Here is a 25,574-nt window from a genome sequence, read left to right as displayed (position 1 = left end):
AGAAGGTATGAAAGCGGCATCGATTCATTCGCAGTCAAAATTCGGAAAGACAGTTCTGCTAATCGCGCTGACGGTTGCGATTGCAGGCACGGGCTTCGGGCAGATGATTGGCGACCCTGATTACAGTCACACGCCGCCGCCCGAGTTGAAGCACGTTGGCATTGAGCAACGCTTGGGAGAGCAGGTGCCGTTGAATTTGCAGTTCCAGGACGAGACCGGCAAGACGGTAAAACTGGGAGGTTACTTCCAGTCCGGGCGCCCGGTAATTCTGAACCTGGTTTACTACCAATGCCCAATGCTGTGCGGTGAAGTGCTCCAGGGACTGACCGCGATGACCAAGATCATCGGGTTCATGCCGGGCAAGCAGTTCGAGATCCTCACGGTGAGCATCGATCCGCGCGAGACCCCGCAACTTGCGGCGGCGAAGAAGAAGACGTTTATGGAACGGTTGGGACGTCCGGGCGCGGAGAACGGCTGGCACTTCCTCGTTGGAAAGCAGCCTGAAATCGATGCGTTGGCGAATGCGCTCGGCTGGGAGTACCAGTACGACGCGAAGACGGATCAATTCGCCCACGCGGCGGGAGTAATCCTGGCGACACCGGAAGGAAAGATTGCGCAGTACTACTACGGGGTGGAGTACTCAGCGCGTGACATGCGCCTGGGGATTGTTGAGGCATCGAAGAACCGGATCGGGACGCTTACCGATCAACTGTTGTTGTACTGCTACCACTACGATCCGCGCATCGGAAAATACGGCGCGGTGGTTACGAACATGGTCAGGCTGGGTGGTGCCTTGACTCTTGTCATATTGGGCGGCTTCTTGATCGTGATGTACCTGCATGAGCCGCGCGCAAAAGGATTTGGAACAGGACGGGCTTAGATACATGCCGAATTTTCCGCTATTTCCAACGGGAGCTTCCTCGCTATCAGGTTACGTCGACAGCCTGTACTTCTTTCTGGTCTGCCTGACGTTCGTGTTTGGCGTCGGAATCGCTCTCGCGATCGTCTTCCTTGCCTGGCGTTATCGCAAACAGAATCATCCCAAGGCGGTGCAGGTTGAAGGATCGCTGGCGCTGGAGTTGACGTGGACCATCATCCCGCTGGGCATCACGATGATTATCTTCATCTGGGCCGCGGCGATCTACTTCTACGAAACGCGTCCACCAAAAGACTCGATGGAAGTCTACGTTGTGGCCAAGCAGTGGATGTGGAAGTTCGAGCACACCGGGGGACAACGCGAAATCAACGTCCTGCACGTACCCGTCGGACGCGATGTGCGGACAATCATGACTTCACAGGATGTAATCCACAGCTTCTACGTGCCGGCCTTCCGCGTGAAGGCGGACGTTCTGCCCGGTCGCTACACCAGCGTGTGGTTCCGGGCGACAAAGGTTGGAACCTATCACCTCTTTTGCGCCGAATATTGCGGCACGCAGCACTCGGGCATGGTTGGTGAAGTTGTCGTCATGGATCCGAAGGATTACCAGGCGTGGGCGCAATCGGCGACGGATGGTTCGCTGGCGTCCAGGGGCGAAAAGAATTTCCAGCAGTACGGTTGCGCGATGTGCCATCGCAGCGATACGCAAGGCCGCGGACCGAATCTCGTGGGACTTTATGGGCATCCGGTGCTGCTCGACGACGGACGCACGGTAACGGCCGACGAGACTTATATTCGCGAATCCATTATGAATCCGGGCGCCCAGATCGCCTCCGGGTTCAAGAACATCATGCCGACGTTTGAAGGCCAGATTACCGAAGACGAGATGGTCGCGCTGGTGGCGTATGTGAAGGCGCTGGGTAACGGAGCGGCAAATCCCCCGGTACCGGTCTCAAACCCGGAGCGGGCGCCGTATCCGGTTACGCCGAAGACCGAGCCTTCCGTGGCGAAGCCTGATGTGCCGACCCAACCGGCGACGAACAGGAAGTAGGGGAGCAAAGCAATGGCAACAGCGGTACAGCCAGTTGAGCGTACGAATTATCTGAACGCGGATTACGGGATCAAATCGTGGCTGCTGACGACGGACCACAAGCGGATCGCGATTCTATACCTGTTTTCGGTGACGTTCTTCTTCTTTGTCGGCGGATTTTTTGCAACGTTGATTCGTCTGGAGTTGCTGACCCCCGCGGGAGACCTGATGCAGGCGGACACCTACAACAAGGTGTTCTCCATGCACGGGATAATTATGGTGTTCTTCTTCCTGATCCCGTCGATTCCGGCCGTGCTCGGCAACTTCCTGGTGCCACTCATGGTCGGGGCTAAGGATCTCGCATTTCCGAAGATCAATTTGCTGAGCTGGTACCTGTACATGATCGGCGGCGCCCTCACGCTTTACGCCATGATCAATGGGGGTATCGACACCGGCTGGACCTTCTACACTCCGTTCAGTACGCATTATTCGAACACGAACGTTTCGCTGGTAGCGATCGGCGTGTTCATCAACGGCTTCTCGTCGATCTTCACCGGGCTCAATTTCATTGTCACGATTCACCGGATGCGCGCGCCCGGCCTTACCTGGTCGAGGCTGCCGCTGTTCCTGTGGTCGCACTATGCGACCTCGGTGATCATGGTGCTCGGCACGCCGGTTATCGCCATCACGCTGTTGCTGGTCGCGGCAGAGCGGTTGCTGAATCTCGGTATTTTCGACGCAAGACTGGGTGGCGACCCGCTGCTGTTTCAACACCTCTTCTGGTTTTATTCACATCCAGCCGTTTACATCATGGTCTTGCCGGGCATGGGCGTGATCAGCGAACTTGTAACGTGTTTCTCGCGCAAGAGGATGTTCGGTTACAACTTCGTGGCGCTGGCCTCAATCGGTATTGCCGTCATCGGGTTCCTGGTCTGGGCACACCACATGTTCGTCGCGGGGATCTCGCTCTACGCCGCGATGGTGTTCTCGTTCCTGAGCTACCTGGTTGCGATTCCATCGGCCATCAAGGTGTTCAACTGGACGGCCACGCTCTACAAGGGCTCGATACGGTTTACGACGCCGATGCTGTACGTCTTCGGATTTATCGGCCTGTTTACGATTGGCGGTATGACCGGCCTGTTCCTGGCCGCGCTCGGAATCGACGTACACGTGACCGATACGTACTTCGTGGTGGCTCACTTCCACTACATCATGGTCGGCGGCACGCTGATGGCCTACCTGGGCGGACTCCATTTCTGGTGGCCTAAGATGACAGGCCGCATGTATCCCGAGGCTTGGGCGAAACTCTCCGCCGTGCTCGTATTCGCCGGATTTAACCTGACGTTCTTCCCCCAGTTCATCCTGGGCTACCTGGGAATGCCGCGGCGTTACCAGGCTTATCCGCCGGAATTCCAGGCGCTGAACATCTTCTCCACAGCGGGCGCTTCGGTGCTGGCGATCGGGTACATCTTCCCGATGATCTACTTTGTGTGGTCGCTGCGGTATGGCGAGAAGGCCCCGGCGAACCCATGGAACGCGGCAGGCCTGGAGTGGACAGTTCCTTCGCCGCCGAGCACTTTTAACTTCGATGAGACGCCTGTCGTAACCTGGGAAGCCTACAACTACGACGAGATCGACGCAGCGCAACCCGAGGAGGCCGAAGTTGTCGGATAGCACCAGCGCAGTTCACCTGCTTAAACATCATTTCCGCGACATGGGGCAGCAGTCGGAGACTTCCGCCTTCGGCATGTGGGTGTTTCTCGTCACCGAAATCATGTTCTTCGGTGGCCTGTTCGCGGCTTACCTGATCTATCGCGTTCTTTACTTCGACTCTTTCGCGGCCGCCAGCACCAGTATCAACGTAATTTGGGGCACGACGAACACTGCAGTGCTGATCTGCAGTTCGCTCACAATGGCGATGGCGGTTTATTCCGCACAGCTCGGAAGGAAGAAAGCCCTGATCGGGTTCCTCGCTGTCACCATGCTCCTGGGAACGGCATTCCTTTGCATCAAGGGGAAAGAGTACTACGACAAGTTTCAGGAGCATCACGTCCCGGGTCCAAGCTATCATTTCGTGGTCGAACCGGAGATGGCGCAGAGATTTCACGCCATCGATCCGCAAAAGACGGAGATTTTCTTCTCTCTGTACTTCATCATGACGGGCCTGCACGCGATCCACATGATCGTTGGACTCGGCCTGCTCGCATGGCTGCTCATTCGCAGTACTCGCGGCGAATTTGGCTCAATGTATTACACGCCGATTGAACTTTCCGGGTTGTACTGGCACTTCGTCGACATTGTGTGGATTTGGTTATATCCACTTCTATACCTGATAGACAGGCATCACTAGGGGGATTCGCATGAGTGAAGAGAAGCACACGATGGGGCACATTGTCTCCCCCAAGGTCTACGTTTTCGTCTTCCTGGCGTTGCTCTGTTTTACGCTGACAACGTACGGTGTTGCGCAGATCGATCTCGGGCCGTTCAACGCGCTGGTCGCGATTACCATCGCAATGATCAAGTCGATGCTCGTGATCCTGTTTTTCATGCACGTGAAGTACTCGCCCAAGATGACCAAGGTTACAATCTTTGCCGGGTTCTGCTTCCTGATCATCCTGCTGACTCTGAGCATGACCGATTACATCAGCCGTCCGTGGACCGGGCCAGACTCCGGTGCTAGAGGGGTGCAGCCCGCGCAAACGCCGTAGCCTCGTATTCAAAGCTTGTGATTCAGATGACCTGACTGCCGGAGCGACAATCGCCCCGGCAGTTTCGCTTGCGCTATACTCCAGCAAAAGCCACATTGAGCCGGGGTATCGGAATGGCGTTCTGCACGAATTGCGGTAAGGCGCTAAGCGAAGGAGCACATTTTTGCACGAATTGCGGGACGCCTGCGCAGGCCAGTCCAGCGCCGGTTCCCCCGGTTTCGACGTCGGCCGTGGCGCCGGTTGCCGCGGCACCAGCCCACGCACCCGCTCCGGAACACTTCGGTCAGAGTGAGCAATCGGTTGCGCCACAACCAGCAACCGTTTCGGAAATCGCGGTTCCAGATACGGAATCTCCTGTGCTCCCGTCGTACGGCGAAGTGTCCGAGAGTTCGAGTTCTCCCGTCTTCGTTATTGCTTGCGTGGTTCTGCTGGTGTTGATTATTAGCGGAATTGCTGGAACGATCTACCTGCAGAGACAGGGAAAAACCAAGGGCGCGGCCCCGCAGGCGCAATCGCAGTCGCCCGGATCTGCAGCGGGCAGTGCGCCAAGCTCCGCCTCCGACAATTCATCGAGCGGCGCCCCGGCTGATGAGGCTGCTTCGTCTGCACAGACGCCGGCGTCATCAGAACCTGGCCAGCAGACGCCAGGGCCTGTTGCTGCGGCCCCCGCTCCCCAACCGGTTTCAACGCCCCCCGTCGCGGAATCGGTTCGCGCGATGAACTTGGGCAATTATCCGGGCGCGACTCCGGTTGCCATAGCTACCCTGAGCGGTGAAACCGTCGTTGCCGGTTTCCTCACTCGCGACACGCCGCAGCAGGTCATGCAGTATTACAAAATTCGATTTCCTGTTTCCACGATGACGGATAGCGGAGGGAAGGGGACCCTTTCCGCGATGCTGCCCGGAGGGGTGCGAATCAAAATCCACGCCGAGCCGCAGGGTGGAAATACGCAAGTGATGGTCCTGCAGGAGAACTAATCTCGGCTTACCGCGACGCCATGTAATAGCCGCTGCCGCCGCGAAGAATGGCGTCCGGACGCTCGCGCAACTCGATCCTGACGGGGTGGAACCCCGATGCTTCAGTCGCAGGATGGAATGACACCGTGTATTCGCCGCGAACCGAGTCGTTCAGTGCGACTTTCAGCGTCCCCATGTCCTGTTTCTTCTGGATGACGTACACCTTGCCGCCCGTCTGCTGCGTCAACTGTCGCAAAATCCGGAATCCGTCCGAGCCCCTCTCACTCGAAGTCACTGCGTAGATTGTGACTTCAGAGCGCAATGCCTCCTGAAGCGCATCGTCGAGATCGTGGAAGCTGAGAGTGTCATCGCCGTCGCTGAAGAGCAGCAGGATGCGCTGGCGTCCTTCCGAAGCCGAGTCGCGAAACTCGGTTCTGCAGGTTTGGACCAGCGCGTCAAATAGTGACGTCAGGCCTTGGTGTCCTGGATTGTGAAGCAGGGCGTCACGGACCAGGCTGACATCTTTTGTTTGCGATTGGAGCAGCCTGACATTATTCGAGAATCCGACTACGAAGGCCTCATCGCGATGACTATCGAAGATTTCTCCCAGCAGGTCCGCGGCCATCAGTGCTTCCCCCTGCTGCTGTGGTCCGATGGATTCGCTGAGGTCCACCAGTACGCCGATCTCAAGCGGACGGTACTGCGACATGGTGAAGCTCTTCAGTTCTGGAACACGCACCCGGTCGTCAAATACCTGGATGTCCTCGGGACGCAGACCGACGATAGGCTTCCCGCTGCGGTCCGTCGCGAAAAAACGAATCTGTGCTTCTTCAACGTCCCGACGAACCGTAAAGCCTTCCTTTAGTGGCACCTTGGCAGAGCCTCCACGAGCAAGGACGAAGATCGGGGCGGCGCTCGCCGGCGAGACTTGAGCGTCCGCGGGCAGAACTAGTCCCGCGCACAGAACGATACAGGCGGAGATCACTAAACTACGCGGCTTCATGCACGTCCTATCGGTACATGCGGAACCAACCTTGAATTACTTTGGTTACTGCTCGGCTGGAAAACAGAGTCTTTTCGGACCGCATTTTCCGTGGGCGCTCCATCGTCCCCACGACGGGCGTCGCCCTTTTGCGCTCCCCACGAGCGCAACGATTGGAGCGGGATTGTAGTCCGAAGGTTGTCCGTTGGCGCGTTTCCCGAGTGGTTGTACTACCGGTGCATGCGGAGAAATTTATTAATGCCCGGTTAATTCTGCGGGGTGTGTGTCTTGGAATGGTGTCTTTGTCCTAGAATATGCCTGTGAAGCCAACCATCTTCGTAGTGGAAGATGAAGCTGACATCGCCCGTCTCGTCCGGCATCACCTGGAGGCGGCGGGTTTCTTCGTACGTCACTTCGTCGGTGCTGCGGGCGTGATTGCGGACGCTGAAAAAGACAAGCCCGTACTGTTTCTCCTCGACATCATGATTCCCGGAAGCGACGGCCTTGAGCTTTGCCGCCGCATTCGCCAGTCCGCCACAGTTGCCATGACGCCGGTCATCTTTTTAACGGCGAAGGCCGCCGAGTCGGACCGTGTGCTGGGATTCGAATTAGGCGCGGACGATTACATCACCAAGCCGTTCAGCCCGCGCGAACTGGTGGCGCGGATTAAGGCCGTTTTGCGGCGATTCGAACGGCCATTGGCCCCTTCCGTTTTGCGCACCGGCGAGATAGAAATCGACAGCGGTGCCATGACGCTGAGCGTCACCGGCAAGACGGTTCCAACCACCGCCACCGAGTTCCGGCTATTGGAGTACCTTGCCCGCCATCCCGGCCGCGTTTTCACCCGGGACCAGCTGCTGGATGCGGTTTGGCGCGACACCGCCTTTGTCACCCCGCGCTCCGTAGATGTCTACGTGCGGCGCATTCGCGAGAAAATCGAACCGAATCCCGACGAGCCGCGGTATCTTCGTACCGTACGTGGAGCCGGGTACCGGTTCGAGGCGATGAAGTGAGAAGCCAGGTATTCTTCAAACTGGTTGCTGCTTTTGTCATAGTGATTGCTGCTGCGACGTCGACGATTGACATTGCCGTGCGGCGGTCTTGGGAAGCCTCCCTGCGCGACGAAATTCAGCGCTCCCTCCAGGAAAAGGCGCTCATGTTTGCCGACCGTATCCGCAACGCTCCTCCCGGTGCGGATATGGAGAAGATCGCCACGGATGTGTCCCGCGAATCGGGCGCCCGCGTCACCATCATCCGGAAAGACGGGCTTGTGCTCGCCGACTCCAACGCCAACCCGGAAGAGATGGAGAACCACTCGACCCGGCCCGAGTTTCGCGAAGCGTTGCAGGGCCGAGTCGGCAGCAACTCCCGGACGAGCCACACGCTCGGTATCGACTTTCTATACGTTGCCGCGCCGGTTCCAGATGGTGCGGTTCGCCTCGCCTATCCGTTGATCGAAATCGCGCAGGTCAACCACAAGGTTCGTATGACGTTGCTGGGGGCTTCGACCCTGGCGTTCATATTCGCCTTGATCATCGCCGCCCTGGCTGCCCGAAGTATCACCGCGCGATTGAAGCGCATCGTCGAGTTCTCGGGACGAATCGCGCAGGGTGATCTCACGGCGCGCATTGCCGAGCCGTCGAATGATGAGATCGGTCAGGTGGCGCGTTCGCTGGATCGCACCGCACGCCGACTGGAAGAGAGTTTCGCCGAAGTGGAGCGCGGGCGCCGTGAACTAGTCACGTTGCTGAACAGCATGCAGGAACCGGTAATCGCCGTCGGGCCCGACGGCCGCGTAATCTGGGCGAACCAGCGCATGGAGCGAATCCTCCCCGGCGGTTTGCATCGAAACGTCGCGCTGGTTGAGAACCTTCGAGATCCGGAACTTCTCGCGGCATTCCAGGAGGCGATGGACAAGCGCGAGGTTGCAACAGCGCGCGCGCATGCCGTTTTTCCGGGAAGAGTGTTCAATGTGACCGCAGCACCTATGCCGAGCGGCGGAGCCGTGGGCGTGCTGACAGACCTGACTGAAGTGGAGCGGGTGGAGCGCACGCGGCGGGATTTTATTGCGAACGTCTCCCATGAACTGCGCACCCCGCTGACGTCGATACAGGGCTACGCGGAGACTCTGCAGGAGACCGCAACCACTGACGAGCAGAAGGAATTTCTCGAGGTCATCCGGAAAAATGCGTCGCGCATGGCGCGGCTCACGGAAGACCTGCTGATTCTGGCGCGGGTTGAGTCCGGCGAAGAGGAAATGCGGCTGTCACCGACGGTTCCGGCCGAACTGCTAAAAGAGGCCGAGCAGAATTTCCATGAGACCGAAGACAAGCGAATGCCACTCGAGGTGCACAACGACGCGCTCCGAATGGTGCAGGCCGATCGCGATGCCATCTTTCAAGTCTTCAGGAACCTCATCGACAACGCACTCAAATACGCAGGCAGCAGCGACAAACTGGTCATCGGCGCGCGCGATGTCGACAAGGGGGTGGAGTTTTTCGTGCGCGACTTCGGACCCGGTATCAGTTCAGAACACCTGCCGCGACTGTTTGAGCGCTTCTACCGCGTGGATAAGGCCCGCTCGCGGGAGAGCGGCGGTACTGGGCTGGGCCTCGCTATCGCCAAACACATCGTACTGGCCCACGGCGGCACCATCCGGGCCGAAAGCGAGCTGCATCGCGGTAGCACTTTCGCGTTCACGCTACCGGCGGTGCAGGATGGGAATGCAGAAGCAGTCGAAAGTCCGAAGTCAAAGGTTGAAAGCTAGACAACTAAGTTCCATTACAGTGTTTCAGCTTTAGACTTTCGACTTTCAGCTTTAGACCTGCGATCCCGCGCAATGGCAAATTCACCTCTTATTCACAATCCCTACATCACCGCGTAACCTCTGCCTCTTACGCTGTCAGAAATAAGGCCGGTGGGAGGTTTGTGGCGGTCGGTTCCTCGCCTAATGGGCCAAGCCTCCCATCTCCTGCACTGGAGAGGGAAATGAGTACCGCACCCACAGCGGAGAACATCGTCAATCCGGGAACCCACATCCTGGAACTCGCACAAGAGGCATTGCGCGTCGCGAAGAGCGCCGCCAGGGCCGCCGCCGAAGGCATCGCGACCGGATCGGCGCAGATTTTGCGCACCTTGCGTGATCGCGAGAAAGAATTGGATTCACTGGATCGGGACGTCGATGACCTCGTGACGGCAACGATCTCAGGTGCCTCTGAGGCGCATGCGCGCGAACTGCTTGCCTGCATGAAATTCGTCATCGCGCTGGAGCGCATCGGCGACCTGCTGCTCAGTTTCGGCAACCGCGCCGGGTCCGTGGCGGTTAGGATCCAGCCGCAGGACGTGAAGGAATTGACGATGATGGCGTCGGGACTGGAAAGGATGCTGTCGGATGTCGACATCGCTTTCTGCCAGCGCAATCTGGAACGCGCCGTGACGGTTCTGCGTTCCGATGGCGAACTGGATCGCCTCCGTAACCTGATCCTTATGCGGCATCTTGAGCCGGGGCATGATGAGTCGCGCCAGGAAAGTTTCCACGTCATCGCCATGGCACAGGAACTCGAACGCGCAGGCGATCACGCCAAGAACATGGCCGAGGAGGTCTGCCACCTCGTCAGCGGCCGCACGGTGCGCCATGTCCTTCGCACGTACGATAAGCCGGTGGTTCAACTGCAACTGGACCGTATTCGAACTCACCCTGGAGAAAACTGCTTGCCCGAGGAAGCGTAAGCTCCAATAACGATTTACCGGCCATTAATCGCGCCGTCACTATCTCTTCACATGGAAATGCAACAAAAATAATAGAAACCAGTGGAGGTGAGTTGTGAGCTTGGCCGCGCCCGTCGTGGTTGAGAGAGGCATCCCCCGCAAAAACAGAGCCAAGTTTTCCAGCGCTCGTTTTCATAGGCGATTTGTCAGGTGGTTGAATGTGTGGTGGAGGTGCCTGTTGGGTGACCTGATCTGCTTCACCGCGAGACGCTAAGCTGCTTGTTATCAGCCACTTACTTCTTTCGAGCGGGACCGCCGCTTTTCCGCCTATCCGGGAAGCGGCAAGCCGTGCCTTTAACGGGTTTGTAACATTTCTCTGGTAGGGTTTAGTCAGTGAACTCCTCCGTCCCCAACACCGCCGGGAACGAGCCTGCGCCGCGAAGGATGACCACCGTTGGCGCGGGTAAACCAGAGCGAAAACAGATCATTGCCCTCCCCAAGCGCGTTCAGCGCATTGCCCTTAAAACAACATTTCTCGGCAGACTAACCGATGCCGGCTTCCGCTATACCATGCTGGCCTGCTCGGCATCGATCCTGGTCATTGTGGCCCTGCTGCTCTATGAGCTGACGATTCGTTCACAGCTCAGCCTGCGACAATTCGGGCTCGGTTTCTTCGTCGGTACCGACTGGGACCCCGTGATGGGCAAGTTTGGGGCCCTCCCGTTTATTTACGGAACATTGGTTTCGTCGCTGCTCGCCGTGATTCTGGCGGTGCCGCTCGCTGTCGGCGTCGCCGTCTATGTGACGGAGATGTGTCCGCGAGCACTGCGCGGAATCATCAGCTTCCTGACGGAATTGTTGGCGGCCATCCCCAGCGTGGTATACGGCCTCTGGGCCATCTTCGTTCTTGCGCCGATCCTCCGCGAATACGTTGAGCCCTTCCTTGGCAAAGCTTTCGGTTGGACCGGTCTCTTTAGCGGCCCGCAGTACGGGCTTGGCATGCTGGCTGCCGGGGTTATTCTCGCCATCATGATTGTGCCAATCATCTCCTCTATTACTCGCGAAGTGCTGGTCGCGGTTCCGCAGCATCAGCGTGAGGCGACCTTGGCGCTCGGTGCAACGCGATGGGAGATGATCCGCATGGGCGTGCTCCGGAATGCTCGCGCAGGCATCCTGGGCTCAGTCATCCTCGGACTTGGGCGAGCGCTCGGCGAAACCATGGCCGTGACGATGATCATCGGCAATCGTCCCGAGATCGCGAAATCCCTGTTCGCACCCGGTTACACGATGGCCAGCGTCATTGCCAACGAATTCAGCGAAGCCACCAGCGATCTCTACCTCAGCGCCCTTGTCGAGATCGGCCTGGCGCTCCTCATCGTCACATTGATCGTGAATACTGCCGCCCGGCTGCTGGTCTGGTCGATTACCCGCGGTACGCCGCAGAGGGCATAACCGATGGCCACTGCTCACATCAGCATGTTTCGCCGTGCAAAGAACCACGCAGCATCTTTTGCCGCGGTTGCGTCTGCTGTGCTGGTAATCGCGCCGCTGATGGCGATTTTCGGCTACCTGGTCATCAAAGGAATCGGCTCGATCAATCTTGCATTTCTGACGAACACGCCGAGACCGGTTGGCGAAGCCGGCGGCGGTATGGCCAATGCCATTATCGGGTCGCTGATCATTCTCGGAATCGCGAGCATTATTGGGGTGCCGCTCGGGACCGGCGCCGGTGTTTACATGAGCGAGTACGGGAAGCATCGATACTCCACGTACGTGCGCTTCACGGCCGACGTCCTGAACGGCGTTCCATCCATTGTGATCGGCATTGCCGCATACTCGCTCGTGGTGCTGCCCCAGCAACACTTCTCGGCTTTCTCCGGCGGAGTCGCGCTCGGAATCATGATGATTCCGACCATCGCCCGTACGACCGAAGAAATGCTGCACATGGTTCCCCACGCGGTTCGTGAAGCGGCCTACGGGTTGGGAATACCACACTGGCGGTCGATCGTTTCAATCGCTCTGCGCACGGCGCGTTCGGGAATCATCACTGGAGTGATGCTGGCATTTGCCCGTGTCGCCGGAGAAACGGCGCCACTGCTGTTCACCGCGTTCGGCAACCAGTTCTGGAATTTGAATCCCGGCCAGCCTACCGCGGCGCTGCCGCTGCAGGTTTATGTATACGCGATTTCGCCCTTTGACGAGTGGCACCGGCAGGCGTGGGCCGGCGCCCTGATTCTAATTATTTTGATTGTCGTGGCTGTCAGCGTCGTCCGCTTCGCCACGCGCAAGGGAAGGTTTAGCGGTGCTTAATACAGCCGTTTCAGTCAACTCCGCTCCCGAAGCACTCCCCGGTGAGGGAGCCCATCCCAAAATGGGTGTCGCAATCGAAGTGCGTAACCTGAACGCTTGGTTCGGTAAGTTCCAGGCGCTGCAGGACATCAACATGCATATCGAGCCCAGCAAGGCGACCGCCATTATCGGGCCGTCCGGCTGCGGCAAGTCGACCTACGTTCGCTGCCTCAATCGAATGCATGAGACCGTGCCGGACGCCAAGGTCGAAGGCGATGTTCGTGTCGGCGACCTCGAGGTTTATGGCAACGGGACCGCAGCCGTCGATGTACGCCGCCGCATCGGAATGGTCTTCCAGAAACCAAACCCATTTCCGACCATGTCGATCTTCGACAACGTTGCCGCCGGACTTCGCCTCAACGGATATCGCAATCGTGTCGAGTTGGAGGAGGTAGTAGAGCACTCCCTCCGCCTGGCAGCGCTGTGGGACGAAGTGAAGGATTTCCTGAGAAAGAAATCGGGCGCCAGCCTGTCAGGCGGCCAGCAGCAGCGGCTTTGCATTGCGCGCGCGCTGGCGGTTCAGCCCGAAGTCTTGCTCATGGACGAACCCGCATCGGCCCTCGATCCAATCTCGACGGGCAAAATTGAAGAACTGATTTTTCAACTGAAAGAGCAGTACACGGTCGTCATCGTGACGCATAATATGCAGCAGGCTGCGCGCGTCGCCGATTCTACCGGCTTCTTCCTGATGGGCAAGCTCATCGAGTTCGACAAAACCGAGAAGATCTTCACGAATCCTTCCGACAAGCGTACGGAAGATTACGTAACAGGCAGGTTCGGATGAGAACAAAATTCCAACAGGGCCTCGACGAATTGAAGCAAAAACTGCTGGAAATGGGCGGCATGGCGGAGAGTGCCGTCGAAATGGCCACGGGCGCTTATCTGCGCCGCGACGCATCACTGTGCGAGAAAGTTTTCTCCCGGGAGAAGGAGATCAACGCCTTCGAGCGCCGTATCGACGAACTGGCGATTGACATGTTGGCCATGCAGCAGCCCATGGCTATCGACCTCCGCTTCGTCGTCGCTGTCCTCAAGATCAACGCCGATCTCGAGCGCGTCGGCGACCAGGCCGTCAATATCGCGCAGCGTGTACTGGATCTCCTGAAGGCCAGCCCAGTCGACGTTCCGGTCGATATTGGACGGATGGCGGGAACCGTTTCAACCATGGTTCGCCGGGCGCTGGAGTCCTTCCTTTCAGCTCACGCTGACGTTGCCGAGGCGGTCCTTGAAATGGACAACATCGTCGACCGGATGAAAGATGAGGCCTTTGTCACCCTGGTCCAGAAGATGAAGGACGATCCCACGGAGACGCAACACTACCTCGACGTTTTGCTCATCTCACGCAATCTCGAGCGCGTCGCCGATCACGCAACCAACATCGCCGAAGACGTCATTTTCTGGGTGCGCGGAGCCGATGTGCGTCATGGTGCGCAACTCGGCATGGGCACACACCCGATTACGGAAAGAGAAGTCTGATAAACATCGAATACGTCGCAGGTCGCAGATCTCAGGTCACAAATATTCAATGTTCCTTGTGACCTGTGATATGCGACCTCTGATGCTTTTTACGGCCGTAAAATATCGTGAATCACGTCCATGATTCGCTGAGTGCGCCGATCGATGATCACCACCGAGGCGCCGATGTATCCGCGCTGATAGATATCCGGCAGGCGCGGAAGACGCCGCTCCAGGTCGGCAGGAAATGGAGTCAGGCGTTTCTGCAAGCCTGGCGGTAAAGTCCCGTTCCGTGCCAACTGCTTTTGTAATCCGGGTGGTAAATTGCCGCCCCGTTTCGCGAGTCCCGGCGGAAGGTTGGAGCCGCCGCGGTAATAGTCGCGAATAATCTCGCGATCATGTGTGCTGAAGATAATCGCGCCGTGCACACTCACGGCGTTGTCATCCCTGTATTCGGAGCCCTTGCTGTGACCTTTGCCTCTGCCCTGTGCCTGGGCCGCTATGCCAAGAAGTGAAACAACAAGCAATGCCGTCAGGGGCCTGAATAGCGAACGCGCCATGGGTACCCTCCCATGGCGCATTTTAGCAATGGACGGCCCGGAGCGAACGAACGGCCGGACATGGCCTTGGGCCCGTGAGCCTAAGCCGCCTGATCCTTGCCGGAATCCTCGCCTTTTCTGATCTCGTCACGCACGCGCCTGAGCATGGCATAGATACGAGGCCAGTACTCTGGTTCCACAAGCAACCGGAGTCGCTCCAACTGTTCCTCCTGTTCGCTGAGAGCCTTGAGTTCCTGACCTTTCACAGTACCTTCCGCGGTCGCCAATGCTCAGATAATTCAGATAATAGAGATGCGCACTGCTCAGAGCGGGTACCTCTAAATTCGCCTTCAACGCTGCATTTTTTTGACGTAAATGCGCGTCCATCCGCGACACGTCCTTGAACGGAGAAAGGGAGGGCAGGAGCCCTCCCGTCAGTGAACCCGCCGCCTTTTCAGTCTGCAGCTGGACTCTTGGCGAGCAGCGCGTTTAAATTTTCGCAGGCCGGGGCAGAGCGATACACCGGACAGGTGTAGCAATCCTGTGACTCCTGGCAGCATGCCTTATTGTTCCAGCACGGACTGGTCGAGTCCTTGGTGATGGGGCATGTGGACCTTTTCTCAAAGCCGCAGTTGCGGATCTCCCAGCAGGGGAGCAGTGCAAGGAGATGGCGGATGCCGGCGAAGTTGAGGCGCGCTTCGCGCACCAGGCGCAGAATCGTTTCGATCCAGACATAATCCTGCTCGGTGAAATAGCGCGTACCCTTCGCGGATTTCAACGGGATGAGAATACCTTCGCGCTCATACAGGCGAAGGAGATCGACGGAGATTTTGAAATGCTTCGCAACCGCGCCAATTTTAATGCGCGTCCCATTCTGGTGCGCGGGAACTACATTTGTAATAGCGGACATAGTGAACCTCAAAAATCAGGAGCGCTAAGTAGAGATGAATGCGCTAACTGCTCCCGAAAGTGTTTCGTACAACAACTATCAGAACTCAGCAGTCCAGATTTGTCTGTGCGGTATGTCACCTTAGTGGTGATTTAGGCGCACATTTCTGGAGTGACATGTCCGGAATTCGGGTGCTCCAACGCTCCTTGGAAGCATGTGGAAGTGATGTGGCGCACAGACATTCGGATCAAGTGGCTCGAAGCTTGATTTTGTCAGGACACGAACATGCCAGCTATCACTTCCGCCCCCGCCGTCATTCATACATTCAAAGAATTACGCGAAGCCGCCCGTGCGCTCGGGCCAAAACGAGTCGGAGTGGTTGTCGCCGATGACGAAGTCGCATTGCTCGCAGCCGCATCGGCCGCTGAACTAGGACTCGCGAGACCAGTGCTGATCGGTAGCGAGACGAAAATTCGCGAGAAGATTCAGGCGCTGGGAATCGAGAGCCTTGTTGCGCGAGCCGATTTCCACCAGGCGGCTGATGCAACTTCTGCCGCCTCCATCGCCACCGGCCTTGCGCGCGATGGCAAGGTAGACATTCTCCTCAAAGGACATTTGCGAACGGACGAACTCTTGCGTGCAGTGCTCGACAAACAGGCCGGTCTTCGTACCGGGCGCCTGCTCAGCGATGTGATGCTGTATGAAGACACGCTCGCGGGATATCGACGTCTGGTGGGGGTCACGGATGGGGGACTCAATGTTGCTCCTGACCTGGAGCAGAAGAAGCAAATCCTGCTGAACGCGCTCGATGTGATGCGCGCCATTGGGATCGGGCGGCCGAAGATGGCCATCATGAGCGCGACGGAGGCGGTTACGACCTCTCTGCCTTCTACCGTGGACGCGCAGACGCTCACCGAGATGGCGAAGGTTGGCACGTTTGGAGACTGCGAAGTCTGCGGCCCGCTGGCGCTTGATAACGCACTGCTGGAGTCGGCCGCAAAGGAAAAGGGAATTACCTCGCCTGTCGCCGGGCACGCCGACTGCATGGTCGTGCCGAACATCGAAGCCGGCAACCTTCTCGGCAAAGCAGTGAAGTATCTCGGCGGGTCGCAATGCGCGCATGTAGTCCTCGGAGCGAAGGTTCCCATTCTCATTCCGTCCCGCGTGGAAAGCGTCGACGACAAGATCAATTCCGTCGCCCTGGGGGTGCTCGCACATGGCCGGTAAATTCGAAATCCTCGTCATCAATCCCGGTTCAACCTCAACCAAGTTCGGTCTGTATCGCGACAGGCAGCCGCTTTTCGTTACCAATTTGCGCCACTCGGCGGAGGAACTCGAGCCTTTTCGGGGCAGACCGATTCTTGACCAGCAAGAGTTTCGGCGGCTGAAGATCGAAGAGGAATTGAGCAGCCACGGGCACAAGATCTCAGAATTGAGCGCTGTCGTCGGACGCGGCGGGCTGCTGCGTCCCGTCGCGAGCGGTACCTATCGCGTGAACGATGAAATGCTCGATGAGTTGCGCCGCGCTGAACGCGGTGAGCATGCTTCGAATCTCGGGGCTTTCCTGGCGAAGGCGATCGCCGATGAGGCTGGCGTTCCAGCGTTCATCGTCGATCCGGTCAGCGTCGACGAGTGGCCGGAGAAGGCGCGTCTCTCGGGCAGCGCGTTGCTGGATCGTTCATGTCTGTCGCACGCGCTGAACTCCAAGGCCGTCGCCAAACGATTCGCACGCGAGAACGGGCGTCCGTACGATCACCTGCACCTCATCGTCGCGCACGTCGGCAGCGGCATCTCGGTTTCGGCCCACGAGCGCGGACGCATGATCGACGTCACCAACTCGCGCGAAGAAGGCGCCTTTTCCACTGAGCGCGCCGGAACCGTGCCGTGTATGAAACTCGTGGACCTCTGCTTCAGCGGAAAGTACACACGGCAGCAGGTCGAGGCCCTGCTGTTCCGCGAGGGTGGACTCTTCTCTTATCTCGGCACCAAGGATTTGGAAGAGATCGAGTCGCGGATTGCTGGCGGCGACAAGCACGCGGCGCTGGTGTACGACGCGATGATCTATCAGATCGCGAAAGAAGTCGGCGCAATGGCAGCGGCCCTTCGCGGCCGAGTCGATGCCATTCTGCTCACCGGCGGCATGGCTCATTCGAAGAAACTTGTCGCGAACCTGCGATCGCATATCTACTGGATTGCTCCGCTACACGTCTATCCCGGAGAAGACGAATTGCAGGCACTTGCCGAAGGCGCATTGCGAGTGCTGCGCGGCGAGGAAGCCGCGCACGAGTTCGGTGATACCTCCGTGCCCCACGTCTGCCACAGTTAGCAGACGCGGATTCACTCACTGGAATTAACTTCGAAACACGCAACCAAGGGCAGATGATCCGACGCGACCAGTGTGGTTCGCGTTCGGTGCAGGCGGAAGGTCTTCAGCTTCAGCGCATCGTCGTAATAGATATGGTCAAGGTGCAGCAGGGGCAGCACGCCGGGATAGGTTCGCCTTCGGGCGCCACGCCTGGATGGCTTCTCCGTCCATTCGGCACTGCGAAAGTGTTCGCTCAGCATTCGGGTTGGCAGTCCGCGAGTCCACTCGTTGAAGTCGCCGAGGAGAATTCGCGGGGCAGAGAAGTCGGTCGAAAGCAGCACTTCTTGGTTCAGTAGTCGGCGCGCCTGGCGGCACCTTTCCAGCAGCCCGGTTCCCATGTGGATATTCAGCACATGCAAGCGCATTCTCCCCGGCAGGTGAAGGTCGGCGCGTAGCAGTCCGCGAGGCTCCCGGTGGCCCGCAGTGATGTCGTAGTTCTTCCAATGCTCTATCGGAAATCGACTGAGCAGCGCATTACCATACGCTGCGCCGCGATGCTTTCGGTTCTCTCCGAAGCAGGCGAACTTGAAGCCGGTTGATTCGGCAAGAATTCTGAACTGGTCGCGCCCTTCTTCGCGCAGAACCTCCTGCAGTGCAACCACGTCCACCTTCAATTCGCGGATTACGCCGGCGATGCGTTCGGGCAGAACTCTACGATCCATTCCCCGGCACTTATGAATGTTGTAGGTCGCGATTCGGAGCGCAGTCATTGCTGACGCTGGAAAATCCAGCCGAGAGTTTCGCCAACGCGCTCGTACACGGGACGATGCGACCATTGATGTAACGAAATTTCGCGACTGTTGGAAAGGTCGGTCCGGAAGTCTTCTTCCAGCCGCAGAGCGAGGTCGCGCGACGCGACGGCAAGGTTTACTTCGTCGTTGATGCCGAATGAGCGGTTGTCGCAATTCGTGGAACCCGCCACGATCCACATCGAATCGAGGATGAGCACCTTCGCGTGAATCATCGCCGGCTGGTACTCGAACACGCGAGCGCCCGCCCGCAGAAGTTCCCCATACAATCTGCGGCTGGAATTCCTCGTCAGAGCGTGATCGCTCTTGCGCCCCGGGGTGAGAATGATGACCTCAGCCCCCCGTTGCACGGCTCGCACCAATTCACGGCTGAGGCTTTCGTCGGGAAGGAAGTAGGGTGTGGTGATGTGAATGCTTTTCTGTGCTGAAGCAACCAGCGTCTGGAACAGCACGCGTGCGCGGCTGGATCCGCCGGGTGACGGCGCGCTGTTGATCACCAGCGCCGGCTCATTCCCGGGCACTCGGTGATCGGGGAAATAGTCTTCGCCCATCAAAATCTCGCCGCGGGATTCGAGCCAGTTCTCCGCAAAGGTTCCTTGTAACCCGAGTACGCATTCGCCTTCGAGGCGCAGGACGGTATCGCGCCAGCGTGGATGCCTCTCGTTGCCTGTGTACCAGTGGTCGGCAATGCCGGCGCCTCCGATGAACCCTTGCTTGCCGTCGACCACCAGCAACTCGCGATGGGTCCGGTTGTTGTAGCCCGGCCAGGTGTTCCAGCGTAGCGGGTGATACCAGGCGACTTTGCCGCCCGCGTCGGTAACCGGTCTGAGGTACGAATCTGTTGTGCCAAGGCTTCCGAGCCCATCAAGAAGGAGGTTAACCTTGACCCCTGCTCTCGCACGTTCGGCCAGTGCTTCGATGAAGCGCTGTGCTATTTTGCCCCGTTGAAATATGTAGCACTCCAGGTTCACGCTGCGCTGCGCCTGGCGAATACCAAGCAGCATGGCTTCGTAAAAATTCTCGCCATTTGTGAGCACCTCGAACTGCGTCTGGGGCCGCATTTTCGCGTCTGTGCTTGCTTCGAGGGCACGGCAGAAGTTGTCCGAGTCCAGCGATTGTGTTCCGGGAGACGAGATTTTGTAGCGCAAACCCGGAGCGAACAGCGCAAGAAAGAGGAGAAAGCCTTCGCTACAAATCGCGATACTCGCGAGGACGACAAAAAGGGTGTGATGCTCCATCGCAGGACCGGAAAACAGTGACTATGAAGAAGATGCGAAGAAGGAGCACAACGGTGCCAGGAGGGAAATCGTAATTTGTGCATGGGGCAAACAGGTGAGAACCGGGGCGTGATCTAAATGCAGAGCTCCTGAATCAGAATTGCCTGCTTATGCCTCAAACTTCTCTGGACTTGGGTTCGCGCAAAATAGATACTTAGCCGCCGTACATTTCGGAAATTCCAACGTGAGGGTCCGCCATGGAATGGATGAACTACCACCACCTGCTCTATTTCTGGCTTGCGGCTCGTGAGGGTTCCGTGACAGCAGCCGCGGAGATACTGCAGCTCTCGGCGCCAACAGTCAGCGGCCAGATCAATCTGCTCGAAGAGTCCCTCGGCCAGAAATTGTTCAAGCGCGCCGGCCGAAGCCTGGTGATGACCGATGCCGGCAAACTCGTCTATCGCTATGCCGAAGAGATTTTCACGCTCGGCGAAGCCTTGCAGGCCGAAGTGAAAGGGCGCCAGCAGGTGATCGCGCGCCGCCTGCACGTCGGCATCGCGCCCCCTGTCGCAGATCTCGTCGCTGAGCGAATTCTGCACCCCATTACCTCGATTCCCCAGCAACTGAAGATCGTCGTCCACACGGCGACGCTTGCCGAGTTGCTCGGCCAACTCGCGGTTCGTTCTCTGGACGTCGTTCTCACCGACGCTCCCGCGGCTAACCCCAAGCTCAATCTTTGGTCGCATCTCCTGTTTGAGAGCGGCACCACGATGTTTACGACAGCGAAAGCGGCCCGAACCTTGAAACAGGGCTTCCCAAAGTCCCTTTCGAAATCTCACCTGTTTCTTCCCGCAGCCAATGCCGCAATGCGCCGCGACCTCGAAGCATGGCTCGACGACAAGAACGCGCGTCCGCAGCGAACCACCGAATGTGATGACGCAAGCCTCATGGCCGCTCTGGCAGCGGGAATCGACGCAGCCTTCGCAGCGCCGACACCGCTCGCTGACGAACTCAACAGGCGTTACGGGACGGTAGCCCTGGGCCGCGCCGATGTGAAGCAGAAGGTCTACGCCATTACCACCGAGCGGAAACCGAAGATTCCCGCAGTGGCCACGCTGCTGAAGTTGAAATAGCAATAAGACATAACAAAGCCCGGTCGCGAGGATCGGGCTTTGCCTGCTCGGCAAGAGACTAATTCTTGTCCAGTTTGGGTGGAATGCTCTCCGCCTCCTTCGCCGGCTTTTTGGCCTTCGCCTTGCCCTTCGCGGCTACTGTCTCCGGTTCTTTGATCGTCCAGAAAACCGGGTTCGCAGCCAGGAAGGCTTGGGGTGCCCGGCTCAGGTCTGGGCGCACCATCAACAGGTTGTCTTCGACCCTCGTTACGATCTTCTGCACCACGGCTTCCAGGTGTTCCCGAATGACGGGCGTGACGAACGGCTTCATTTGCTCCGAATAATCAGCATCCATCTCGCCCAGTGATTTCATTTGGGTCACGATGTAATAGACCTGCCCGGTTGTCGGCACCCCCGCAATGACCTCGTAGACCGCGAAATGCTCATCGACTTTTGCATTGTTGAGGAGTTCAATTTCTTCCTTCATCAGGTCGGCAAATGCAGTCCTATATCCCGGCTTAACGTGAATGGTTTTGATACGCCACCACTTAACTTCCGGTGGCGGGACCTTGCCAGGCTGGAACGAGAGATCTTCGCGATAGACGGCGACGCTTCCCCGGGGTTCTAACTCCGCAGCTCCGGTTTCTGTCCAGAAGTTGGGATTCACACGCTTCACTTCGGCGGAGATCGCAGGGTCCGCGAAATCCTTTTCTGCTGCCGCCATGCTGTTGTAGAAACTGACGAATGTGAGCTGGCGAAGGTCTCCGGTGAGGGAACTCGCGGTGATCCAATACGAATCGGATTTTACCGTGTCAACAGCGCGTCGATATTGGCCTACCAACCCCCGGTACGATTCCGCCTTGTCGCCCGCAACCGTCACGTTCTGAACCCAGATGTACTTCGGCACTTTGGTGGCATCCTCGGCGAACGCGACCAGACTGACTAAGCACATCACGATAACAACAACCACAATGGCTCGTTTCATTCTGTGCTCCTCTTGATGAAATTGATGGAATCTGCGATCCCCCGGTGGAGGAACGCTCAGAATAAGGCTGGCCCGAAACGGGGAAATCTTGAGCCTTTCGCCGGGGAGGAATCAAGGACATGGGATGGAATTGTTGCGAGCCCGGTCAGCGCGGGGGCTTCGCTCCTTTTCTGGCAGGCAGGACGCAAGGTCGACAGGAGGACGCCTGTCGGAGACAAAAAAATTGCAAAGAACCTGTTTACAAGTGTTATGCACTTGAGGCAAACTCTTCCTCCTCTGCTGCTCCCCCCCACACCCGTAGCAGAGACCCCATTCGATTGATCGAACTGTTCAGGCGAGCACAGGTCGCGGTGTTTTTATGCTCTTTTTCTATCTACGAGGAGGGAAGAGATGAGGAGAGGTATAGGTTCAGTATTGCGATTTGGGATCGTGACCTGCGCTCTGGTGGCCACGCTGCTGACGACAAGTCTGCTGCTGGCACAGTCGACTAGCGTGACGATTCAGGGTACGGTCACAGACCAAACTGGCGCCGTCATTCCGGGCGCACAGGTGACCGCGATTAACACCGCAACCAATATAACCCGCGTTACGAAGACGGACAGCACAGGAAACTACCTGCTCGCTTCGTTGCCTTACGGAAAATACAACATCGTCGTCCAGGTTAATGGTATGGGCAAGCAGACGGTGGTGGGCCTGCAGGTCGATGCCGGCCGTACCGTAGCGCAGAACTTCAAGCTAAAGCCTGCCTCGGTTGCGGAAACCGTGGAGATTACCGGCGAAGCCCCGGTCATCGAAAGCACCACGATGACCGTCGGCGAAGTTGTAAACACCGACAAGGTGCAGCAACTCCCGCTGAATGGCCGTCACCTTCTTGAGTTATCCGGCACGGTTGCTGGCACTGTAGTTCCGCCTGCGACCGGATTCCTGACGGGCGCGATTCGTGGCCAGGGTTCGCTCGGCGTGAACACCGCCGGCACTCGCGAGGGCACCACGAATTTCATGGTCAACGGCATTAACCTCATCGACATGGGCAACGGCCAGATCACCTTCCAGCCGTCCATCAACACCGTCTCCGAGTTCAAGATGGACAACTCGACGCCCAGCGCCGAGTACGGTCGCAACGCCGGTGGCGTGATCAACGTCGCCACCCGCTCCGGCACCAACCAGTGGCACGGAGAAGTTTTCGACTTCTTCCGCAACGAAGCTTTGGACGCCCGCAACTTCTTTAACCAGGCTCCAAGCCCGAAAGCCAAGTTCAAGAGAAACGATTTTGGATTTGCGGTAGGCGGTCCAATCTGGAAGGACCACACCTTCTTCTTTCTGAGTTACGAAGGTCTGCGTCAACGCCAGGGAGTGACCGTCAACACGACCGTGCTGAGCGACACAGACCGCTTGGCAGTCACGGATCCAGTCAGCCAAAAGCTGCTCGACTTCATTCCGAAAGCTAACGATTCAACTGGAACGAGGTACATTCAGGGTCTCTCCGCGCCCGTGAATCTCGACCAGTGGACGGGCGATGTACGCCACAACTTCAATCAGAACGATAGCCTGCACGGCTTCTACGTCTTCCAGAAGGACCTTCGTCAGGAGCCGACGCTGCAGGGTGGCACCGTTCCGGGCGCAGGTGACACCCGCGCCGCGCACCGTCAGATCCTAACCCTCGAAGAAACCCATGTGGTTTCACCAACGCTCGTCAATAACTTCCGCGCGGGAATCAACCGCATCCACATCACGTTCGTCGCCGACAACAATGCTGATCCCTCGAGCCTCGGTATCATGGACGGGAAATCAGGACCGGTCGGTATACCTCAGATCTCGATCGGTGGTACGAACCTGAGATTTGGCGGAATAGGCAATTTCCCGCAGGGGCGCGGCGATTACACCGGCGTTATAGCTGACACCGTGAGTTGGCTTCACGGACGCCATAACGTCAGGTTCGGAACCGAAATTCGGCGTTACAACGGCAACAGCTTTGCCAATGATGCCGGTACCCTCAATTTCAGCAATATCGCGGCATTCCAGGAGGGCCTGGCTAAGGGGTTTTCAATCAATTCCAGTTCCCGCCCGGCCCGCGTTTTTGAGAATGCAATCGGCTTCTTCGGCCAGGACAGCTTCAAGGTTACGTCTTACCTGACCCTTGAACTTGGATTGCGCTGGGATTGGAACATGTCTCCAACCGAGGCCATGGATCGCACGTCGCTGTTCTTGCCCGAGAAGGACTGGTTGGTACAGGTTGGCACCAATGGCAGGAACAACATCTATAACCAGAATGCCGCCCTGTTCCAGCCGCGTGTTGGTTTTGCGTGGGATCTTTTCCACGACGGAAAGACCGTCCTGCGCGGCGGGTTCGGCATCATGTATGACCAGCCCAACCCGATCACCTTTGCGGGCAACTGGCCCTATAACCTCTCCCTGTCTTTCCTTTCGACCCCGACCCAGCAGAATACGACCTATGCAAATCTCTTCAATGATGCGAAAGGCAGCGGCTTCGGTATCGGCACCGTCGACCCCAACTACAAGGACGACCACGTTTATTCCTACAACCTCAACATCGAGCATCAGTTCACTCCGACGCTCGGCATGATGTTGGGCTACATCGGCAATCAGGGCCGCAATCTCAACACGCTGATCAACGTGAACCAGTTGGTACCGGATCCGACGAGTCCCGGTACTTATGTTCGTCCGTTCCCGACCCTTGCCGCGGATAGCCCCATACAGCCGCCCGCCGGCCTGCCTAATCTGGGCAACATCACGGAGCAGGTCAGCAATGGCTCGTCGAATTACAACGCCATGTGGATCACGGTTACGAAGCGATTGAGCCAGGGCTTGCAGTTCGGCGGCAATTACACCTGGTCACATGCGTTTGACAACACATCGCGCAACGGCTTGCTTGTCACCGACGCGCTGAACCCGGGGCTCGACTACGGTCCCTCTGACTACGATGCGCGTCACCATCTCAGTTTCAGTGCCGTGTATCAACTGCCCTTTAAAGGCAACCGCGCAACAGGTGGCTGGCAGTTGGGAAGCATTCTCACTCTTCAGAGTGGCAACCCGCTGAACGTCATTTCCGGCAACCCCGGCTTGGGCACCGGCATTGGTGGCTTCACCGGATTCACCGGAATCCGTCCTGACTTGACAGGGTCGCTGCCTTCCGTCGGCAAGCATATCGTTAACGGGCTCGTTCAGTGGTTCCCGTCCGGCATTGTCTGCGACCCGACCACCGGAACCGGATGCGGAGCAGGCGCTGCCTTCACCATCCCGGTGGAGGTCGTCAATGGCAACAACGTCTTCCACTTCGGGAGTTTGGGACGCAATGCCCTTCTTGGGCCCGGCTTTGCAAACCTCGACTTCTCAGTGACCAAGACGACGAAGATCACCGAGCGGCTAAGTAACGAGTTTCGCGTCGAGGCCTTCGATCTGTTTAACCATCCGAACTTCGGCAACCCTGGAACCACGGCGCAAGTCCCCAGTTCCTCTTTCGGTGTGATTCAGTCGACCCGTGGTCCGACCGGTGACTCCGGATCGTCGCGTCAGATCCAGTTTGCGATGAAGTTCATCTTCTAACCTTCGCAACTCCTGGCAATGACTTGGGGCCGCTTAGCCGGTGGTTAGGCGGCCCTTTTCCTGAATAGGCAGAGGTGAATCCGAGTCGT

General features: G+C 57.9%; 24 protein-coding genes. 17 read left to right on the top strand and 7 right to left on the bottom strand.

The window, feature by feature from the left end; translation table 11 throughout:
* Positions 1-7: 7 nt before the first annotated feature.
* The 6 genes from ROO76_04890 (at position 8) to ROO76_04865 (ending at position 5,592) form a co-directional block, all read left to right on the top strand.
* A complete protein-coding gene (locus tag ROO76_04890) occupies positions 8-880 on the top strand; it encodes an SCO family protein (GenBank protein MDT8067484.1) in 873 nt (290 codons plus the stop codon).
* A complete protein-coding gene (gene coxB, locus ROO76_04885; protein MDT8067483.1) occupies positions 840-1,928 on the top strand; it encodes a cytochrome c oxidase subunit II in 1,089 nt (362 codons plus the stop codon). Before ROO76_04890 ends, coxB begins: the two co-directional genes overlap by 41 nt.
* A 12-nt stretch (positions 1,929-1,940) precedes the next feature.
* Entirely contained in the window at positions 1,941-3,581 is a 1,641-nt protein-coding gene (gene ctaD, locus ROO76_04880) for a cytochrome c oxidase subunit I (GenBank protein MDT8067482.1), read from the top strand.
* Positions 3,571-4,257 carry a cytochrome c oxidase subunit 3 family protein gene (locus ROO76_04875; GenBank protein ID MDT8067481.1) on the top strand — a complete coding sequence of 229 codons (687 nt, stop codon included), beginning with the start codon at positions 3,571-3,573 and terminating at the stop codon, positions 4,255-4,257. Before ctaD ends, ROO76_04875 begins: the two co-directional genes overlap by 11 nt.
* 10 nt (positions 4,258-4,267) lie before the next feature.
* On the top strand, positions 4,268-4,615 hold the full coding sequence (locus ROO76_04870; protein ID MDT8067480.1) for a cytochrome C oxidase subunit IV family protein: 348 nt from the start codon (positions 4,268-4,270) through the stop codon (positions 4,613-4,615).
* 113 nt (positions 4,616-4,728) lie between these two features.
* Positions 4,729-5,592, top strand: a complete 864-nt coding sequence (locus tag ROO76_04865) for a zinc ribbon domain-containing protein (GenBank protein MDT8067479.1) — start codon at positions 4,729-4,731, stop codon at positions 5,590-5,592.
* Between the two features lie 7 nt (positions 5,593-5,599).
* On the opposite strand, the gene ROO76_04860 is transcribed toward ROO76_04865, so the two are convergent.
* Positions 5,600-6,574 (bottom strand): VWA domain-containing protein, encoded by a 975-nt coding sequence (locus ROO76_04860; protein MDT8067478.1) that lies wholly within the window; start codon positions 6,572-6,574, stop codon positions 5,600-5,602.
* A gap of 299 nt (positions 6,575-6,873) precedes the next feature.
* Here ROO76_04860 and ROO76_04855 point away from each other — a divergent pair, with 299 nt between their 5' ends.
* The 7 genes from ROO76_04855 to phoU all read left to right on the top strand — a co-directional run bounded on the left by ROO76_04855 (position 6,874) and on the right by phoU (position 14,086).
* The gene (locus tag ROO76_04855) at positions 6,874-7,566 is read left to right on the top strand and encodes a response regulator transcription factor (protein ID MDT8067477.1); all 693 of its coding nucleotides are present in this window, start codon (positions 6,874-6,876) and stop codon (positions 7,564-7,566) included.
* Positions 7,563-9,320: an ATP-binding protein gene (locus ROO76_04850; protein ID MDT8067476.1), complete on the top strand. Its 1,758-nt coding sequence runs from the start codon at positions 7,563-7,565 to the stop codon at positions 9,318-9,320. Before ROO76_04855 ends, ROO76_04850 begins: the two co-directional genes overlap by 4 nt.
* Positions 9,321-9,541: 221 nt before the next feature.
* Positions 9,542-10,282, top strand: a complete 741-nt coding sequence (locus ROO76_04845; GenBank protein ID MDT8067475.1) for a phosphate uptake regulator PhoU — start codon at positions 9,542-9,544, stop codon at positions 10,280-10,282.
* Positions 10,283-10,831: 549 nt separating this feature from the next.
* Positions 10,832-11,713, top strand: a complete 882-nt coding sequence (gene pstC / locus ROO76_04840; GenBank protein MDT8067474.1) for a phosphate ABC transporter permease subunit PstC — start codon at positions 10,832-10,834, stop codon at positions 11,711-11,713.
* 3 nt (positions 11,714-11,716) lie between these two features.
* Positions 11,717-12,571, top strand: a complete 855-nt coding sequence (pstA, locus tag ROO76_04835; GenBank protein MDT8067473.1) for a phosphate ABC transporter permease PstA — start codon at positions 11,717-11,719, stop codon at positions 12,569-12,571.
* 61 nt (positions 12,572-12,632) lie between these two features.
* Positions 12,633-13,394: a phosphate ABC transporter ATP-binding protein PstB gene (gene pstB / locus ROO76_04830; protein MDT8067472.1), complete on the top strand. Its 762-nt coding sequence runs from the start codon at positions 12,633-12,635 to the stop codon at positions 13,392-13,394.
* The gene (gene phoU, locus ROO76_04825) at positions 13,391-14,086 is read left to right on the top strand and encodes a phosphate signaling complex protein PhoU (protein MDT8067471.1); all 696 of its coding nucleotides are present in this window, start codon (positions 13,391-13,393) and stop codon (positions 14,084-14,086) included. Before pstB ends, phoU begins: the two co-directional genes overlap by 4 nt.
* An 89-nt stretch (positions 14,087-14,175) precedes the next feature.
* On the opposite strand, the gene ROO76_04820 is transcribed toward phoU, so the two are convergent.
* The 3 genes from ROO76_04820 to ROO76_04810 form a co-directional block, all read right to left on the bottom strand.
* Positions 14,176-14,625 carry a hypothetical protein gene (locus ROO76_04820; protein MDT8067470.1) on the bottom strand — a complete coding sequence of 150 codons (450 nt, stop codon included), beginning with the start codon at positions 14,623-14,625 and terminating at the stop codon, positions 14,176-14,178.
* 80 nt (positions 14,626-14,705) lie between these two features.
* A complete protein-coding gene (locus ROO76_04815; protein ID MDT8067469.1) occupies positions 14,706-14,870 on the bottom strand; it encodes a hypothetical protein in 165 nt (54 codons plus the stop codon).
* Positions 14,871-15,058: 188 nt separating this feature from the next.
* Positions 15,059-15,514, bottom strand: a complete 456-nt coding sequence (locus tag ROO76_04810; protein ID MDT8067468.1) for a MerR family transcriptional regulator — start codon at positions 15,512-15,514, stop codon at positions 15,059-15,061.
* A gap of 264 nt (positions 15,515-15,778) precedes the next feature.
* Here ROO76_04810 and ROO76_04805 point away from each other — a divergent pair, with 264 nt between their 5' ends.
* Entirely contained in the window at positions 15,779-16,720 is a 942-nt protein-coding gene (locus ROO76_04805) for a phosphate acyltransferase (protein MDT8067467.1), read from the top strand.
* Positions 16,710-17,819, top strand: a complete 1,110-nt coding sequence (gene buk / locus ROO76_04800; GenBank protein ID MDT8067466.1) for a butyrate kinase — start codon at positions 16,710-16,712, stop codon at positions 17,817-17,819. Before ROO76_04805 ends, buk begins: the two co-directional genes overlap by 11 nt.
* A gap of 11 nt (positions 17,820-17,830) precedes the next feature.
* Here the strand turns inward: buk and ROO76_04795 are convergent, their stop codons facing one another.
* Both ROO76_04795 and ROO76_04790 read right to left on the bottom strand, forming a co-directional pair.
* Positions 17,831-18,568: an endonuclease/exonuclease/phosphatase family protein gene (locus tag ROO76_04795; GenBank protein MDT8067465.1), complete on the bottom strand. Its 738-nt coding sequence runs from the start codon at positions 18,566-18,568 to the stop codon at positions 17,831-17,833.
* Complete coding sequence (locus tag ROO76_04790; GenBank protein ID MDT8067464.1) at positions 18,565-19,845, bottom strand: phospholipase D-like domain-containing protein; 1,281 nt, start codon at positions 19,843-19,845, stop codon at positions 18,565-18,567. The genes ROO76_04795 and ROO76_04790 overlap by 4 nt, the downstream gene beginning before the upstream one ends.
* Positions 19,846-20,081: 236 nt before the next feature.
* On the opposite strand from ROO76_04790, the gene ROO76_04785 reads away from it, so the two are divergent.
* On the top strand, positions 20,082-20,957 hold the full coding sequence (locus ROO76_04785) for a LysR family transcriptional regulator (GenBank protein MDT8067463.1): 876 nt from the start codon (positions 20,082-20,084) through the stop codon (positions 20,955-20,957).
* Between the two features lie 58 nt (positions 20,958-21,015).
* Here ROO76_04785 and ROO76_04780 read toward each other — a convergent pair whose 3' ends face one another.
* The gene (locus ROO76_04780; protein MDT8067462.1) at positions 21,016-21,921 is read right to left on the bottom strand and encodes a hypothetical protein; all 906 of its coding nucleotides are present in this window, start codon (positions 21,919-21,921) and stop codon (positions 21,016-21,018) included.
* Positions 21,922-22,311: 390 nt separating this feature from the next.
* On the opposite strand from ROO76_04780, the gene ROO76_04775 reads away from it, so the two are divergent.
* The gene (locus tag ROO76_04775; GenBank protein ID MDT8067461.1) at positions 22,312-25,485 is read left to right on the top strand and encodes a carboxypeptidase regulatory-like domain-containing protein; all 3,174 of its coding nucleotides are present in this window, start codon (positions 22,312-22,314) and stop codon (positions 25,483-25,485) included.
* Positions 25,486-25,574 lie beyond the last annotated feature (89 nt).

This window comes from Terriglobia bacterium, assembly GCA_032252755.1.
Lineage (GTDB): Bacteria > Acidobacteriota > Terriglobia > Terriglobales > Acidobacteriaceae > JAVUPY01.
Note: the sequence above shows the minus strand (reverse complement) of the source record. Positions and strands in the feature narration are given on the sequence as shown.